The sequence below is a fragment of the Clostridium phoceensis genome, assembly GCF_001244495.1.
Taxonomy (GTDB): domain Bacteria; phylum Bacillota; class Clostridia; order Oscillospirales; family Oscillospiraceae; genus Lawsonibacter; species Lawsonibacter asaccharolyticus.
In genome coordinates this window covers 2868852-2883260 of record NZ_LN866274.1, presented here as the reverse complement: position 1 = coordinate 2883260, position 14409 = coordinate 2868852, and the positions used below count along the sequence as shown (strand labels likewise).

The window sequence follows — 14409 nt, the reverse complement described above, 5'->3', positions numbered from 1 at the left end:
TTAAAACGCCTTGATGTTCTTGACGTGCAGGAAGCTCTCCTTGTGACGGGCGGCGATGTCCACGTACATGAGGGCGCGGGTGGCGGCCAGGTTCTCTTCAAAGGCGTTGTGCTGGTTGCCCTCTTCATCGACCCAGGAGCCGTCCAGGGTGGTGTAGGTCTCAAGGCCCATCTGCTCGCCCACCAGGAGGTCCGCCCAGTTGCCAAAGGCCAGCTCAGTGAGGCCGGTGGTGTCGGTGGTGATCTGGTTGGACACGCGATAGGGGAAGCCCAGCAGCTTGCCGGTGTTCATCTCATCGCGGTAGATGTACGCGCCGGTGGTGGTCTTGAGGTTCATCAGGTAGCCCTCCAGGACGGAGTTGAACGCCCAGCCGAGCTTGTTATCGTCCACGTTCTTTGCCAGGACCTTAGAGCGGACGAACACGGGGAAGTCGGCAGTAATCTTGCCGTTGCTGTCGGCCAGGTCCTCGTTGCTCAGGGTCTTGGCGTCCACGTGCTCAACCTCCTTGTCGGTGAACACGCCGAGGGGCTGGAACTCGCCGCCCTTGCCGAACATAGCGCCGAAGTCAAGGCCCAGCTCCATGCGCCGGGTCAGGTCGTTGGCGAAGAGCTGATCGGCGGAGTAGTTGGTGCTCATCAGCAGCTCGCGGGTCTGAGGCACGATGGCCTCCAGGCGCTTTGCGGACAGACGGATGTTGCCGTAGGTGGGCTGGGTCTTCGCAATCTTGCGAGCCTCACCGCCCCAGGTAGCGCGGGCGCCGCCGGTCATCTTGGGGATGTTCAGGTTGCCGTTGGCCATGGGGACTTTCTGAGCGCCCAGCTCAAAGATGACGGTCTTGGAGTACAGCAGCTCGATGATCTGGTCCAGGTAGATTTCGGGGATGAGGTAGCCGCCGGCAGCAGGGTTGGTGGCAGACAGGGCCTTGAACTCGCGGGCCATGTCCGCATCGTCATACTTCCGCTGCGCGTAGAAAGAGGCGGCGTCGGGGTCATGCTTGCCGAACACGTCCAGGCACTTGATAGCGCGGGCGAGCTGGATAGCAGGCGGGACGGACTTCTTGGCGGTGCTGGTGGGGGTGGTACGGCTCATGTAAATGGAGCTGTACTTCCGCTGGACGGGGGAGGCCGCGCTCTTGCGGGCGCTTTTGGTCTGGTGCTTGCGGGCGGCGGCCTTGCGCCCCTTGGCCTCATCAGTCACTTCCTCATCCTCCTTGACCTCTTCCTCAACGCCGTCATCCTCCTTGGCCTCGCCCTCGGTGGCGTCGATAATCTCACCGACGGCCTCCATGACTTCCTCGGCGGTGACGTCGCCCAGCTCTTCGCCGGCCTCCTTGCGGCTCTTGCGCTTCTCAGCGACAACGGCCATAGCGTCCTCAATCAGACCGGAGATGTCAGCGGGGGCAACCTCGGCAACAGCGTCCTCGGTCCCCTCTTCGCCCTCGGCCTTGGCCTCGGCCTGCTCATCCAGGGCCTCCTTGACGCAAGCCTTGATTTTCTCGGTCAGCTCATCGGCCTCCATCTTCATAGACTTGCGGCCAGCGGGTGCGGTTCCTTTCTTGGGAATAGCCATTTGTAATTTCCTCCTTATAGCAGAATTTCATAGGTGATGCCGGTAGTCGGCGCGGACTTCTCGGCTCTGGTGTTGGCGGTACGGGAGATGGATTTCTCGGTGTCGCTTGCCTCTCGGATGATGCCGTCAAGGACCTTGGTAGCGGCTTTCATGGACGCGCTCGCGTCCTTGAGGGCCTTTAGCCGGGTCCCGCTGATTTTCCGACCGGCCTTGACTTCGGCGGTGGCTGCCTCCAAAAAGGCGTCCAGGAAACCGGCGGCGTCGGTGGCCTGCTTGTAGTCGGTGATCGTCGCCTCCGGGTTCATGGCCCAGGTAACGACGGAGACCTCCCACAGCTTGACTTCCCGCAGATGCCGGATGCCGTTTTCGTCGTAGTCAAAGACGATGGGGTCATATCCGATGGACAGCTCAGTGAGAACTCCATCTTTCAGCAGCACTTTGATGTCGCGTCCCATCGAAGTGTCGCTGATTTTGGCCTTAATGAAAAGGCCGTTGCTGTCTTCCCTCAGCTCCAAAGGTCTGCCAATGGGGAGCCAGCAGTCGTTGTGCAGGGCGAGTATCTTCACCCTCTCCCAGCCCTCGGCGATTGTCTTCGTGAAGGCACCAGGCTCAATTATGTCCCCGCCACTGTCGATGTTGCCATAGACGGCGGCGTAGCCACTAAAGATGCCGCTCTCTTCGTCGTACTCTTCGGTACGGAAAGACAGCGTTTTGTGCTCCGTCTTGGAGCTTTTCACTTTCACCCCTCTACGGAGCGAAGCCTCCCACGCTTTCAGGCCCCGCCCGGAGGCATAGTAAAACGGCGAGACCCGCAGATGTGCCGCTGCGAGCTTCGCCGTCATAACGGGGTCATCGTTGGTAATATTCGTGTCCGGGTTTGCGGTGCCGTGTTCAAGCTCCGCATTCATCCCGGCTGTCAGGGCTTTCAGGTCGAACCGCTCTTTCTCCAGGTCGATACCCGCAGATCGGGCGGCCTCCTGAGCCTGCATCTCGGTAAATTCCATCAGGCGTCCTCCTTATTTGTCGAATGTCAGGAAACAGTGGCAGTTCACGACCTCGGCGGGGTCCGTGCAATCCGGGTCACAGGGCTGCATGAGGCCGTTTGAGAATTTGGCGTCAATAGGGACCCGCTCACCGTTCAGGCGCTTGTGGGAGGGTCTGGCGGCGCTCATGTTGGCAACGTGCCAGGTCTTCCAGGCGGCCCCGGCCTTTCGCATCATGTCGTAGTGGCCGGTCAGGAGTGAGGTATTGCACTCTTGGGTAGCGATGGTACGCGCCCTGGATGCCGTGGTCTGCATCTCCTGTTCAATCTGCTTGGCGATGGTGGCCCGGCTGTCTCCGTGCTCCAGGCCAGCGGAGACGATACGGGCGATGGACTGCTGGGTGGTCTCTGTGATGCCTTTGACCCGGACGCCGCCCCGCAGCTTCGCCGTGCTGACAAGCTCCGGCCTCTGGACCGCCTGGAGGTTGTAGAGCTTGGCAGACACCCCAGCGCCTTTGTCGTAGCTCTCTTTCCACAGCGGCTCAAAGATATTCAGCAAGGCCGTTTCCTCCTTGGGCCAGTCGATGAGGCCCAGGGTAAAGGCGCTCACAAGGCGGGTGCGGTCTGCCTCGCTCAAAGAGGACCACGCCGCCGCGCTCTGCTCCGCTGCGTCCTCGCTGTTCGGGTCATAGCCGGGGATGGCCCCCATGAGAATGTCCCAAACGCTCCGCTCATCCTTGGTGGTGCCGCCCATGGCGTCACTCACCCGGCGGCCCTGCTCCCGCAGATATTTGAGGGTGGCAATCTCAAAGCGCTGGGTCTGCTCCCTCTCAGCTTGCAGCAGGGCGCGTTGTGCGGCCTGCACCTGGAGGCTTTTCCGCTCTTCCGGGGACGTACCCTTGGAGGACACGATTTCTATGCCCTCTGTGCCGTCTCCCGCCCCCTCTGAGCCGTTTTCGGCGTCCAGGGGTATTCCGTTATCTGTTATCTCAATGTCCTGTTCTCCGCCCGTCTCAAGCGGTGGTGCGCTCTCTGCATACTGGAGGTTAGCCGCCGCCGTGGAGATCGCCACAGGGTCATCGTCTTCCCGGATGTAGACATCGGAGAACTGCGTCTTGTAGACGTCGCCGCCCACCAGGGCCGGAGGCATACCCAGCTTCTCGCGGGCCTCATCCTTGGTGAGTAGTCCGGCATTCCAGCCGTCGATGCCCAGGGCCTTGTCAAACTCCTGGTTCCGGGGGATGATGTCATCGAAGCGCCACACCAAGTCGTTTCCGAAATACGGGATGATCTGGTTGTTGATGGCCTCTTCCCGGCGGCGTAGGTTGGGCATAAGGACGTTTTGGGCATAGATGAACTGAGCCGCCTCCGACGTGGCCCGGTTGCTGCTCTCCGTGATACCCATAATCTCACGGGGGACGCCGAAGTGCTCAAGGACGGCATTCCGCAGGAATGTGCGCCCGTTCACCATGTCCATGTCTTTCATGCTGTCTCCAACCTTGTTCACCGTGACCTCGCCGTTGACAGTAGCGACGCCGTGGCTCTGGAACACTCCCCGGAAGCGCTCAAGCCATTCAGACCGGAAGCGCTGTCGCTGCTCCGGGGTGGACTTGGGCATACCGATGATGAGGTTCGGCGTGGCGTCGTTGAAGAAAAAGCGCTTTTGGAACTTGGCCGCGTATTCGTCGGTCTCAATCTCATCTGCCAGGGCCTCAGCTTGCCCCAGGCCGCGCTTGAACGGGTCTATCGGGTTCAGGTCTTTCATCACGAACATATCATCTACGGACACGTTCATCAGCAGACCGTTGGTGAGCCGGACGGTGTAGTACGGGTGGTCCAGGTACGGGGTCATCTGTACCCAATGGACAGGGACCGGCCACAGCTCCACAGGGACGCCCAGGGGCGATTTCTCCATGATGAAGTACCCCTCTCCCTTGAGCTTGAGGTAAATCTCCAGGAGCCGCCACAGGGCCGCGTTGCTCATCTCATGCAGCGGGTTTGGGTTCGCCCAAAAGTCCAGGAACGGGTGATGAGTAAGCTCCTGTTCGTCTCCGTTCTCATCCACCCGGTAGAGCTTGCCCTCTGCAAAAGACAGATCGGAGGCGATGCGCTCCACGACGGACAGGCGGGGGTTGGTGTGAAACGCGTCTATCCATTCCTGGGTGTTGCGCTCCGGCGGGTTGGTCCACCTGGGCAGCATAACGCTGTCGCTCCGGTAGGTCTGGCTCGCCCTCCCCGCACCACCCCCTCTAAATCGGTTCCAGAATGGCACGGTTATTCGCCTCCCTCGCGCTTCGGCTTTTTACCGAGCACCTGGGAGACAGCGGGGTTTTTGGGGCCGCCGGTCATCTTCTGCCAGCGGCGCCGGGCCTCTGCCGCCGTATTTGCCCGGATGTACTTCATCGGCCAGCCGTCAGCCGATACAAGGTAACTGCATTTCGCTTTCATGGTGTCCTCCTTAGTCAATGCTCCAGTCGCTTACCAGCGGGTCATGCAGGGCCAGGGCCAGCGCGTCTCCCATATCCGGGGAGGACAGGCCGCGCTTTTTCATGGCCTCTTTCCTCTCCAGCTCAATCTTGCCTGCGCTGTTCACCACGTATTTCCGGTTGGAAAGTTGGCTTATCTGCTTATCATCGGGATATAGTTTGATGCTCTGCGTCCGCAGGGCCTCCCGGACCGCGCCCCACATAAGGCCGGTGCTGTTCTGGTAGTCGATGGGGTCATCGTCGCTGATGGTGCCGCCCTCGCCGCCGAAGTGACACTCCACGATGTCCAGGGAGAACGGGGGTGGGGCGTCCTCATCGTCGGCATACCGGCGGTCTCGCTGGGCCTGAACTTCCTCCACGATCTGCTCCCGCAGCTCCATGAGGCGGTCAAAGACGCCGACGCCCAGGCCGTCACAGTCGATTTTGACGTGTATCTCTGCCCAGGGCTGCTCCAGGGCATAGCGCTTGATGAGCTGGACGGCCTTGCCGCTCAGCTCCATTGTGTCGTTGTGGTGGTATATCTCCGGCTTTTCCTGGAGCTTCTTGTCCAGGACAGGGGATAGGACGCTGCTGTCATCGCCGTAGCGGGCGACGTCAATCCCGATGTCCACGCGGGCCGCCCGGTCAATCTCCGGGGCCTCAGCCTCGCTTGCCCGCTCTGCCCACTCCATCGGTATGAAGCTGTCAGGCAGGGCCTTGGGGAACTCCCCAGCCACACGGACTCGAAAGACGTCGCTGTCCTCACCAAACATATCAATGATGGTGTCGATGAACTGCTGATCTACTCGGCTGCTGTCCCGCCCGTCAATGTGCATGGCGTTGTAAAGCTCGCGGGACTTGTGGTGGCTGTCATAGAAAAAGCCGGTAATCTTCGTGGGGTTACCACACATTACCAGCTTTGCGCCCTCCGTAGATAGTGCGCCGAGGACCGGCTCGAATATCTCATCTCGGACGCCGGAGGCTTCGTCGATGATGTAGAGCACGTGCTCGGCGTGAAAGCCCTGGAGGGCGTCGGGCTTACTGGCCGTCCGGCCTACCGCGAACCACTCTTCCGGGTGGCCTCTCATGTAGACCTTTTCCTTGGTCCATATCAGCTCTTGAGACAGGGCCGGGTTACTGCGGAGCCATTTCGCAATCTCGGCCCACAGGATGTCCCATAGCTGGTGCTGGGTGGGGGCGGTGCAGGGTATCTTGGGATATGGCCTGGTAGTCAGAAACCAGATGGCAAGCCAGCTCTCCACCGCGCTCTTGCCGATACCGTGGCCGGAGCGAACAGAGGTCATGGGGTACTGCGCTACACTGTTCAGGATGGCCTTTTGATTGCTGTCCGGCTTGGCCCGTATAATGTCCTCTACGAAGTCCACCGGATTGTCGGCGTAGTAGAGGATGGCGTCACTTGTCAGGTTCATTCTGCTGCTTCCTCCGTTCCCACGCCTCAGAGATGACGGCGGCAAGGCTGCTGTCGGCCTGCTCATTCGCCTTGCCCGGTGCTGTGTCGGCCTCCAGCTCCATGCGGTTCTCACGCTCCAGCTTGGTAGCCTCCCGGATGAACGCCACAAGGTTCTTCGGGTCTATCTCGCTGGGGTCCATGTCCTTGAGGGCCCGCAACGCCTTTTCCTGCAATTTCAGGGCGATGCTGATATGACGGTCAGCCATTTTCCGGCGCTTCTTGACGGCCTGGGCATGGGCTTTCCTCTGGACGTCAACGTCGTATGCGGCGGTCCGCTCCACCCACTGATAGGTGCGGCTCCATCGGCCTATGAGCGTGGTACTTTTGTTTAACTGCTTAGCAACCGCCCGGATGCTGCGCTCTTCCCCCAGCTCCAGGTAGACCGAAAACGCCTCATACGCTTTGACACCCTCGCCCTCCAGACGCTCCCACGGCTCGGTGTCTCTGTGCTTCGGCATTCCGATCTACCCTCCTTTCGGGGCCGGTAGCCGTCACTTAACGGCTATCCAGCCACAGAAATTCAGGCAGCGCCAAAACATATCGACTTGCCGAAAACCGGCGGTCCGCATCATGTCCACGCTCCACTCGGCCTTGAGCGGAGACAGCACATTTTCCAGGCTGCGCCGCTTGGACATGATTTGCTCATCGGTATAGCCGTTCTCCCGCTTCATCTCGTAGTAGAGGTCCACCATCAGGTCATCCATGTTTTCACTGAGGATTTTCTCTACAAAGATGAGCGCCCCGCCGTCGGTCAGGCCGTCGTAAATCTGCTTGAGCATCCGGGGCCGGTAGGACGTCGGCATGAACTGCATGGACAGGACGGAGAGGACCAGGCTGCTCTTTTGCTCAAATGGCAAATACTCCCAAATATTCCCTTGCCGGACCGTGACGTTGACGTCTGCCCGGAAGCGCTTCTCGCAGGCTTCCACCATGGCCGGTGCGTTATCCACCAGCAGAAAGTTGTTGCTCTGGCCGTACTTCACCACGAATGGCTCCACGGCCAGGCCGGTACTGCACCCGACATCCACAATCAGGGTCTCCGGCTGGATGAAGCGCTCGCCCAGCTTGTAGGTAAGCGCCCGCATAGATCGGTAGTCCGGGATGCTGCGCTCAAGCATATTGGCGAAGCAGGCGGCCACTTCTCCGTTGAACTCCCATTTCTCCCCAGGGTGTACGTTGTCTCTCATTTTGCCTCTCCTTTCGTCGGAGGGGGCAGGCGAATACCGAGCCGGTGCTCAAACGCTTCCCGCGCTCGCTGAGACAGTCCCATGCGTGAGCCGTCCGGGTAGGGAAGCTCAAATTCAAAGTCCAGCGCAGCGGCCAGGGCCGCAGGGTCCACAATCGGGTCTGCCGCCTCCATGTACCAGAATTTTGTTATCATCTCCAGGCGCTTCACGGTACGGAAGCACGGGGCGAAGATCGCCCGCATCTCTTCCTCGGTGTGGCCCTTTTGGACCTTGGGGTGTGCTCCGATGTCCCCCAGGATGGTGTTAGGCTCATAGTCCAGGTCAAAGGTCAGGATTTTTTCTGCGGCCATGAACTTTTTCTTCGTGTTCACGAACTGCGGGGCCTTGTTGCTCTGGCACCAGCAGACCACCATCCCGTCCGGGGCGCACAGGGCTGCCGCGATGACCGCAATCTGCTTCCGGTCCGCCATAAAGGGTACGCTGTTGAACACGCTGGAGATAAAGACGCTGCTATACGGCGTCCCGGCCTCAACTTCGTCCAGGAAGCGGGCGGCAATCTCCAGGCTCTTTTCCTTGTGGATTTTCTCGCCCACGGTCACGAAGTACGGCTCAAAGGCTGATACCTGAATACCGGCCTTGCGGAGCGTCCTGGTGTTGTTGAGCTTCCCGGCTCCAAAGTCTACCACGCTGGACCCGTAGTGTCGGCGCCAGGTCTCCAGGGCCGCGCCCTCCAGCTTGCAGAAGTCCCGCCCGCAGTTTTTCGGGAACACGCCCTTAAAGAAGCCGTCCCCCAGGGCGGCGTTGCCCTCGGCGTCGGTCTCCCTGGTGTTCCGCTCCCGCATGAAGCTGTTGAAGCGCAGATCGTCGGCGTAGGTGCTCTCCATGTCAAAGTCCATGGATAACAGGTTGAGCATGGAGGACGCGAAAGCCTCTTGCTCCGGCCTCACCTTGACGCAGGCGATGACCTTTCTGCCGGCCTCCGCTGCTACTTGCAGGCGGCCTATCCCGTTGATGACGTTCCCGGCCTCCCCGATGACTACCGGCATGGCGTTCCCGATTCGGCGCTCCAGGGATTTTGCAAGCTGCTTGATGTGGGTGTCGAAGCTCCGGTGATTGAGCTTTGCCAGCTTCACGACGTCCATCCGACGCAGGGCGTAGACGCAGGGGAATGATGCTTCGGTCCCCGGCTCGATGTCCGGCAGCTCCCCGGTCATGGCCTCGATGTCCATTTCATAGAGGCGGCGTCGGATGATGGCGCAAGTGTCCTGCTTCTGGAGGTCATTCGTGGCCCGGTTGAACAGGACGTTCACGGCCCGCCGCTCGCCCAGGGTCTTTCCGCTCACATACTCCACGGGTATCTGCCGGAAGCCCATGCGGGAGGCTACAAGGTGCCGCTGGTGTCCGCTCAGGATTTCGCCGCTCTCATCGGCGTAGATCGGGAGCAGAAAGCCCAGCTTACGGAGGGACAGCTCTGTGAGGGCAAGGCGCTTTTCGTCGTTGCGCCGGGGGTTATACTCCGACGCTCGCACAGCGTCGATGGGGACAAGTTTAATCATGGCGCAGCAACCTCCGTTTCATCTCCTGGGCAATTTCTCCCTGGTCGAAGATACCGGCGTCCCGGATGCTCTCGACCAGGCGCTTGTAGCGCGGGACCTCGACCTTGAAGTGTANCTTTTCGTCGTTGCGCCGGGGGTTATACTCCGACGCTCGCACAGCGTCGATGGGGACAAGTTTAATCATGGCGCAGCAACCTCCGTTTCATCTCCTGGGCAATTTCTCCCTGGTCGAAGATACCGGCGTCCCGGATGCTCTCGCCCAGGCGCTTGTAGCGCGGGACCTCGACCTTGAAGTGTAGGTGTCCAATTCGGACACCCGTAGTCCCCATGGCGGGCTCATCGTCCCCGCCGGCGGGTTCGTCCTCTTCCTCGCCGTCGGCGTCCTCGGCGTCCGGGTCTTCGTCCTGGTCCCAATCCGGGTCATCGTCGGCGTCCTCGCCCTCGCCGTCCCCGCCGAGCTGCCGGTAGACCAGGACCTCGTCGCGGTCAAAGCCGGTCTCAAACTCCAGGACCTCATCATCCCGCAGCAGCTCGCCCAGGCGGTCGGTGTCCCAGCGGCCCTCGATGCGGTTCAGGGCAAGGCAGAGCTTCATCTCCTTGCTTTCGTCCGGCTGGTCGATGACGGAGCAGAGCACTTCTTTCCATCCCAGGTCCCGGAGGACCACAAGGCGCTGATTACCACCAATGCAGCGCATATTGTGGAGGTTCACGACCGGCGGCTCCACCATGCCGTTAAGCTCAATACTCCGGCGCAGGGCCTTGTACTCATCGCTTCCGCTCTCGATGTCTTCACGGGGGTTATACGGGGCGGCCACGATGTCGGAGAGCTTCAGCATCTCCAGTCTGGTTTCATACTTCATCGAAAAGCCTCCCTTTCAGCTCCGCGCAGACAAGCTCCTGAGTAAAGCCCACCTTTTCCCGGACGTCTGCCATAAGGTCCTCAAACTCCGCTTCCTCCAGACGGAAAGAGAAGTCGCCCACGATACACTTAATGCCGTCGGCGGTGTCCTCTTTCTTGCCCAGGGAGGGCGGTTCCTCATCCTCGCCCAGCTCACCGCCGATTTCCCCCAGGAGATCGTCAATGTCTGCCTGGGTAAAGCCGGTGGCGAGTAGGTTCTCTCCATCGTCGATGAGCTGCTGGATGATGTCGGCCAGTTGGCCGTAGTCCCATTCGCCGTCCAGCTTGTTCAGGGCGATGCACAGCGCCTTGGCCTGGGCCTCCGGCATATCCACCACGACGGCGTTTGTCTCCGTCTCCCCGGCGGCCAGCAGGACGGAAAGCCGCTGGTGTCCTCCGATCAGGCAGTTGTCCCGGATGTTCACGATGAGAGGCAGGACCAGGCCGTTTTCCTCAATGCTCGCGTCCAGGGCTTTATACTCCTGGTCCTTGGGCGTGAGCTGCACCCTGGGGTTATAGGGGGCCGGTTTGATGTCGGCCAGCTTGATTACTCTGGTTTCCACGCTTCCACTCCTTTCAGATTTGGGCAATAAAAAAGCGGGGCGCTCTCGCGTCCCGCCTGGTGGCTGATATTCAGTTATCCGAATAAGCTGCATTGGTCGAAAGCCGGGACCCTCGCCATGCCCGCCGATTTGATGAAGCGGTCATAGGGGGCGGCCTCAATACCGAACCGCGCATACATGGCCCGCGTCTTCGGATTGCTCTCCACCGCGTAGTAGTGCGCCCCCTCCGGGCCGTTCTGTGCGCCGTGCCGGGGCAGGATGAAGCGCCGGAGGGCGCTCTCCTTGAAGACCGGAGGCTCCGCGTTGATGTCGTTGAAGTACCACTCCTGGGGCTGCCAGCCGGTCTTCCGCTTGATGTTCGCCATAGTCTGCTTCATCTGGTAGTCCGGTCTGGCCGTCACGATGATAACATAGTCATCCCGGATGGCCTCAATCAGATCGGCCCGGTACTCTTCGGCCTCCATGCGCCGGGAGAATGGCCGGAGCATTCGCGTGTCCGCCTGGTTTCCTACCAGGGTGTAGTTTAGATCGAGTAGGCAGATGTTTTTCATAGGTTAGTTACTCCTTTGCTTTTTCCTACCGTAATTATACCACATTTCAGGGCTTTTGTCACAGGTTTTCCCAAAAAATATGCCGTGAACTTGGTATTTATGACGGTTTTCTCTACCCACACTCTTTCATTGTGGATGAGTATAACACAGATAAATTGCACCGTCAAATTGTAAAATTGCACGGCAAAATTGCAAGCCCTTATCTCAAGGCTTCCGCGCCGTATAGCCAGACTGCGACGCGCTGCACAAGCCTCTTTCGGTGCCGCCAGACGGTGGAGGTATCACACTCCAGGGCCTCAGCTATGTCCCTATCGTCCACGTCATCCAGGTACTTCCCGGACAGCGCCCGGTAATAGGGGTCATCCCGGACCGTGGCGAGCGCACGCTCCAGGGTCTCAATCTCATAGCGGTCCGCCGCGATGGTGGCCTCCATGTCCATGAGAACGGCCTCCCATATCTCATCCGGGGTGAGCCGGTTCCCGTTCTTGACAAACCGGGTGATGCTCTTGCTCCGCTCTCGCGGCCCGTAGAGCTTGAACTCTTCCAGCCGCTCAAGGTCATCCTCCAGCTTGATTTTCAGGGTGGGCAGGCCGTAGAGACGGCGCTCAGTAGCCTTGAAAGCATCTTTGGCGGTGCGCTCGGCAGAGATGCGTCCGGCTTCAACGGCCTGCATGATGATGTCCCTGATGTTCTCCTGTGATTTGCCCATTGATTTTGTCGCCTCCCATGTGGTAAAATAGCTTTGTCACGGGCTGTCTTCCCTCCGGGGGAGGCGGCTTTTTTATTTGCTCAGGGCTTCCCGCCCTTTATGATCTGGAAGTTTCTCCGGCGCGTCTCTGCGGCCCTCGCTCTCCGCTGTTCGACTATCCTCTGCATCTCAAGGTACTTTTCCGGGAGCTTGTGCCTTGGGCAGTCCGGGCGCCACTGGCTGCGCTTGGAGAAGTCGCCGTCGTAGTGCTTGCACTCATCGCAGCAGAAGCAGATGTCCTCGGCGTTCTGGACCTCGCCCGGCGTCATGTACCACGCCTCAAGCTCCGAATTGTAGAGACAGTGATCGCAGGCGCACCCATAGCAGCTCATGGCAGATTGATGTCTACGGCGATGCACTCCACCCAGGGGAGGGCGTTGTAGGCTTCCTGGGCCTCCTTATCCGTCATGGAGAGAAATTCATCGTACCCCTTTACTTCGATGAGGACGGCCTCAACATCTTCATCGTCAAAGAAAAAGATGTGCTCTTCCGACACCAGGTACTTTGTGACGCTGGCCGCGCCCCAGGACCCCCGCCAGCGGGCGTAGCCCTCATCACAGACAATCTCGCTGTCCACCATCGGGACGATGGGCAGCTCCGGGTGAGCCTTAATCAGCTCCAGCAGATCGGCAATATTCTTATCCATACCTAAACCTCCACAGCTCACTTGACGCCATTAACCGCAGTCTGGAGCAGAAAGCCCAGGAGATACCAGACGCGGTCCTTGATTTTCTTCATGCAGATTTCGCGGCCCAGCTTCTCATCGTAGTTTTCAGGGCTTACGCAGGAAGACGCCTCCACCAGCTCAAAGCCATTCCGCAGCATGGCCCGGACGATGGTAGTCTTCTCCCCAGCGGTCTGCGTCCAGGTCTCCAGGATGAAGTTGTCCACCATCTCCTGACTGATGCTGGGCTTGCCGGTCCGCAGCTCCTTGTTGGTCTCCAGGGGAAGATAGGCCCGCTCAAACGTGTCCTTGGGGGACCAGCTCACATACCCGTCCGCATACCGGACGCGGTAGCCGTCCTCCACGCTGGGGAAGTTGGGGAACGCCTCGGACGGGTCATCGGTGATGGTGACGCGCCCCTGACCGTCCATGCAGCGGTAGGCAGGCTCGGCCTCAATAATCTTGGTCCCGATGTACTGTTTCATTTCTCATGTCCTCCAGTAAAGATATTTTTGAGCCGGTCCAGCAGGCTCAGCCGCTTGTCGGGGTGGGTGTCGGCTTCCTCCTTGCTCCACACGGCTTCCAAAACGTAGTCCTCTCCGCCGTCTCCCTTGGTGTGGATGAACACCGGAGTAGCGGCGATGGTCTCCAGCTCCGCGACCCGGCGCTCCAGGTTGCGGAGACGGTGCTCCCGGCGGGCGCTCATCTCTGACCCTCCATCAGCTCGCCCAGGCGGTTTTTCACCCGGACCAGGATGTCAAGCTCACGCTGGGCCGCTTTCTGTGCGGCCGGCATAGCGGCCCGCAGCACCGGCGAGATCGCGCCCATGATGGCGGTGCTGCCCTCCGGCGGGTTGACTTGCTTCTCCCGCTTCTCAATGAGGCCCTGGAGGTCCGCAAGAAGCTGGACGTCTTTCTGGAAATTACTCATGGTCTGTCCTCCAATCCCTCCAGGAACAACAGCACACCGGGGCCGCCGATGCGGACCTCATAGGGCGCTGCCTCCTGGGGCGTGATGTACTTATGCCCAAACCGGCCTTTCATGTCCCGCCACACTGTCCATGGGATGCGGTAAAATCCCACGGACCCAAAGGAGCACAGGACAAAGGCCACGGCTCCGAATTGATGCGCCCGCTCCAGGCGCTCCGTCTGGTCCGCTGTCACGCGGTCCTGGGTCATCTTCTCAACGTCGGTGTACTTGGCCTCGAAGTTGACCGCCCGGCCTCCGAACAGAAAGCCCTTGTAGTCGGCCTGAGCCGTGCTGGTGTAGTGCGCGATGAACTTCCCGCCGCCCAGGTCCTTAGTCGGCTGCATCGGCTCCGGCGTCTTCTCAATGTCAGCGATCTGGCGGCTCCGGTAGAAGTCGCAGGCCCCGTTTATCATCTGCTCAAAAAAGGCTCCCTGGGCGCGGTTCTTCCGGTTCTGGTATCTAAGGGCCGCTTTCGCCCTCTCGCTTGGTGTCATGCTCTAACATCGTCCTCCCCTCAGCCTCGGTGGAGAATACGGTCTTTCCCCAGGCGTCCAGCAGGGCCAGGGTAAAGGGCGTAGGCTCCACGATGCGGCGCGGGGTGACTACTCGGCCAAAGAGGAATTTCTCAGCCTCCCGGACCCCATAGTGACAGGCCGGGTTATCCCGTACCCGCCATACCGTAGCCCCCAGGGGGACCGGCAGGCGCAGCAGCAGGCCCGCCGCCTCATCCCTCCGGTATTGCTCAAGCTCCCTCAGCGCCGCACCGTAGATGCCCATTGTCTACTC

General features: G+C 60.2%; 19 protein-coding genes. All 19 read right to left on the bottom strand.

Features of this window, described 5'->3' with window-relative positions:
- The gene (locus tag BN1969_RS14910) at positions 1 to 1569 is read right to left on the bottom strand and encodes a phage major capsid protein (protein WP_050625008.1); all 1569 of its coding nucleotides are present in this window, start codon (positions 1567 to 1569) and stop codon (positions 1 to 3) included.
- 14 nt (positions 1570 to 1583) lie between these two features.
- Entirely contained in the window at positions 1584 to 2573 is a 990-nt protein-coding gene (locus BN1969_RS14905; protein ID WP_021750516.1) for an HK97 family phage prohead protease, read from the bottom strand.
- A gap of 12 nt (positions 2574 to 2585) precedes the next feature.
- Positions 2586 to 4823: a phage portal protein gene (locus BN1969_RS14900; RefSeq protein ID WP_242850354.1), complete on the bottom strand. Its 2238-nt coding sequence runs from the start codon at positions 4821 to 4823 to the stop codon at positions 2586 to 2588.
- A 2-nt stretch (positions 4824 to 4825) separates the two neighbouring features.
- Positions 4826 to 4999: a hypothetical protein gene (locus BN1969_RS18095; protein ID WP_154669738.1), complete on the bottom strand. Its 174-nt coding sequence runs from the start codon at positions 4997 to 4999 to the stop codon at positions 4826 to 4828.
- Positions 5000 to 5009: 10 nt separating this feature from the next.
- On the bottom strand, positions 5010 to 6446 hold the full coding sequence (locus tag BN1969_RS14895; protein ID WP_021750513.1) for a hypothetical protein: 1437 nt from the start codon (positions 6444 to 6446) through the stop codon (positions 5010 to 5012).
- Entirely contained in the window at positions 6430 to 6945 is a 516-nt protein-coding gene (locus BN1969_RS14890; protein WP_050625007.1) for a hypothetical protein, read from the bottom strand. Before BN1969_RS14890 ends, BN1969_RS14895 begins: the two co-directional genes overlap by 17 nt.
- Positions 6946 to 6978: 33 nt before the next feature.
- Entirely contained in the window at positions 6979 to 7674 is a 696-nt protein-coding gene (locus BN1969_RS14885) for a methyltransferase domain-containing protein (protein ID WP_021750511.1), read from the bottom strand.
- Positions 7671 to 9230 carry a ParB N-terminal domain-containing protein gene (locus BN1969_RS14880; RefSeq protein ID WP_050625006.1) on the bottom strand — a complete coding sequence of 520 codons (1560 nt, stop codon included), beginning with the start codon at positions 9228 to 9230 and terminating at the stop codon, positions 7671 to 7673. Before BN1969_RS14880 ends, BN1969_RS14885 begins: the two co-directional genes overlap by 4 nt.
- Positions 9231 to 9406: 176 nt before the next feature.
- The gene (locus BN1969_RS14870) at positions 9407 to 10090 is read right to left on the bottom strand and encodes a ParB N-terminal domain-containing protein (protein WP_050625004.1); all 684 of its coding nucleotides are present in this window, start codon (positions 10088 to 10090) and stop codon (positions 9407 to 9409) included.
- Positions 10080 to 10691, bottom strand: a complete 612-nt coding sequence (locus tag BN1969_RS14865) for a ParB N-terminal domain-containing protein (RefSeq protein ID WP_021750508.1) — start codon at positions 10689 to 10691, stop codon at positions 10080 to 10082. Before BN1969_RS14865 ends, BN1969_RS14870 begins: the two co-directional genes overlap by 11 nt.
- Positions 10692 to 10765: 74 nt before the next feature.
- Positions 10766 to 11242 carry a hypothetical protein gene (locus BN1969_RS14860; RefSeq protein ID WP_021750507.1) on the bottom strand — a complete coding sequence of 159 codons (477 nt, stop codon included), beginning with the start codon at positions 11240 to 11242 and terminating at the stop codon, positions 10766 to 10768.
- 199 nt (positions 11243 to 11441) lie between these two features.
- Positions 11442 to 11951 (bottom strand): hypothetical protein, encoded by a 510-nt coding sequence (locus BN1969_RS14855; protein WP_021750505.1) that lies wholly within the window; start codon positions 11949 to 11951, stop codon positions 11442 to 11444.
- Between the two features lie 80 nt (positions 11952 to 12031).
- Entirely contained in the window at positions 12032 to 12259 is a 228-nt protein-coding gene (locus BN1969_RS14850; protein ID WP_050625003.1) for a hypothetical protein, read from the bottom strand.
- Positions 12260 to 12318: 59 nt separating this feature from the next.
- The gene (locus BN1969_RS14845) at positions 12319 to 12636 is read right to left on the bottom strand and encodes a hypothetical protein (RefSeq protein ID WP_050625002.1); all 318 of its coding nucleotides are present in this window, start codon (positions 12634 to 12636) and stop codon (positions 12319 to 12321) included.
- A gap of 17 nt (positions 12637 to 12653) precedes the next feature.
- On the bottom strand, positions 12654 to 13139 hold the full coding sequence (locus tag BN1969_RS14840; protein WP_021750502.1) for a Gp49 family protein: 486 nt from the start codon (positions 13137 to 13139) through the stop codon (positions 12654 to 12656).
- Complete coding sequence (locus tag BN1969_RS14835; protein WP_021750501.1) at positions 13136 to 13360, bottom strand: hypothetical protein; 225 nt, start codon at positions 13358 to 13360, stop codon at positions 13136 to 13138. Before BN1969_RS14835 ends, BN1969_RS14840 begins: the two co-directional genes overlap by 4 nt.
- Entirely contained in the window at positions 13357 to 13584 is a 228-nt protein-coding gene (locus BN1969_RS14830; protein WP_021750500.1) for a hypothetical protein, read from the bottom strand. Before BN1969_RS14830 ends, BN1969_RS14835 begins: the two co-directional genes overlap by 4 nt.
- Positions 13581 to 14117 (bottom strand): Holliday junction resolvase RecU, encoded by a 537-nt coding sequence (locus BN1969_RS14825; RefSeq protein ID WP_021750499.1) that lies wholly within the window; start codon positions 14115 to 14117, stop codon positions 13581 to 13583. Before BN1969_RS14825 ends, BN1969_RS14830 begins: the two co-directional genes overlap by 4 nt.
- On the bottom strand, positions 14083 to 14400 hold the full coding sequence (locus tag BN1969_RS14820; RefSeq protein WP_021750498.1) for a hypothetical protein: 318 nt from the start codon (positions 14398 to 14400) through the stop codon (positions 14083 to 14085). Before BN1969_RS14820 ends, BN1969_RS14825 begins: the two co-directional genes overlap by 35 nt.
- Positions 14401 to 14409: the final 9 nt, after the last annotated feature.

Coding starts and splice junctions, on each gene's coding strand:
- BN1969_RS14910 (WP_050625008.1), bottom strand. CDS start 1,569: ATGGCTATTCCCAAGAAAGGAACCGCACCCGCTGGCCGCAAGTCTATG.
- BN1969_RS14905 (WP_021750516.1), bottom strand. CDS start 2,573: ATGGAATTTACCGAGATGCAGGCTCAGGAGGCCGCCCGATCTGCGGGT.
- BN1969_RS18095 (WP_154669738.1), bottom strand. CDS start 4,999: ATGAAAGCGAAATGCAGTTACCTTGTATCGGCTGACGGCTGGCCGATG.
- BN1969_RS14895 (WP_021750513.1), bottom strand. CDS start 6,446: ATGAACCTGACAAGTGACGCCATCCTCTACTACGCCGACAATCCGGTG.
- BN1969_RS14890 (WP_050625007.1), bottom strand. CDS start 6,945: ATGCCGAAGCACAGAGACACCGAGCCGTGGGAGCGTCTGGAGGGCGAG.
- BN1969_RS14885 (WP_021750511.1), bottom strand. CDS start 7,674: ATGAGAGACAACGTACACCCTGGGGAGAAATGGGAGTTCAACGGAGAA.
- BN1969_RS14880 (WP_050625006.1), bottom strand. CDS start 9,230: ATGATTAAACTTGTCCCCATCGACGCTGTGCGAGCGTCGGAGTATAAC.
- BN1969_RS14870 (WP_050625004.1), bottom strand. CDS start 10,090: ATGAAGTATGAAACCAGACTGGAGATGCTGAAGCTCTCCGACATCGTG.
- BN1969_RS14860 (WP_021750507.1), bottom strand. CDS start 11,242: ATGAAAAACATCTGCCTACTCGATCTAAACTACACCCTGGTAGGAAAC.
- BN1969_RS14855 (WP_021750505.1), bottom strand. CDS start 11,951: ATGGGCAAATCACAGGAGAACATCAGGGACATCATCATGCAGGCCGTT.
- BN1969_RS14850 (WP_050625003.1), bottom strand. CDS start 12,259: ATGACGCCGGGCGAGGTCCAGAACGCCGAGGACATCTGCTTCTGCTGC.
- BN1969_RS14845 (WP_050625002.1), bottom strand. CDS start 12,636: ATGGATAAGAATATTGCCGATCTGCTGGAGCTGATTAAGGCTCACCCG.
- BN1969_RS14840 (WP_021750502.1), bottom strand. CDS start 13,139: ATGAAACAGTACATCGGGACCAAGATTATTGAGGCCGAGCCTGCCTAC.
- BN1969_RS14835 (WP_021750501.1), bottom strand. CDS start 13,360: ATGAGCGCCCGCCGGGAGCACCGTCTCCGCAACCTGGAGCGCCGGGTC.
- BN1969_RS14830 (WP_021750500.1), bottom strand. CDS start 13,584: ATGAGTAATTTCCAGAAAGACGTCCAGCTTCTTGCGGACCTCCAGGGC.
- BN1969_RS14825 (WP_021750499.1), bottom strand. CDS start 14,117: ATGACACCAAGCGAGAGGGCGAAAGCGGCCCTTAGATACCAGAACCGG.
- BN1969_RS14820 (WP_021750498.1), bottom strand. CDS start 14,400: ATGGGCATCTACGGTGCGGCGCTGAGGGAGCTTGAGCAATACCGGAGG.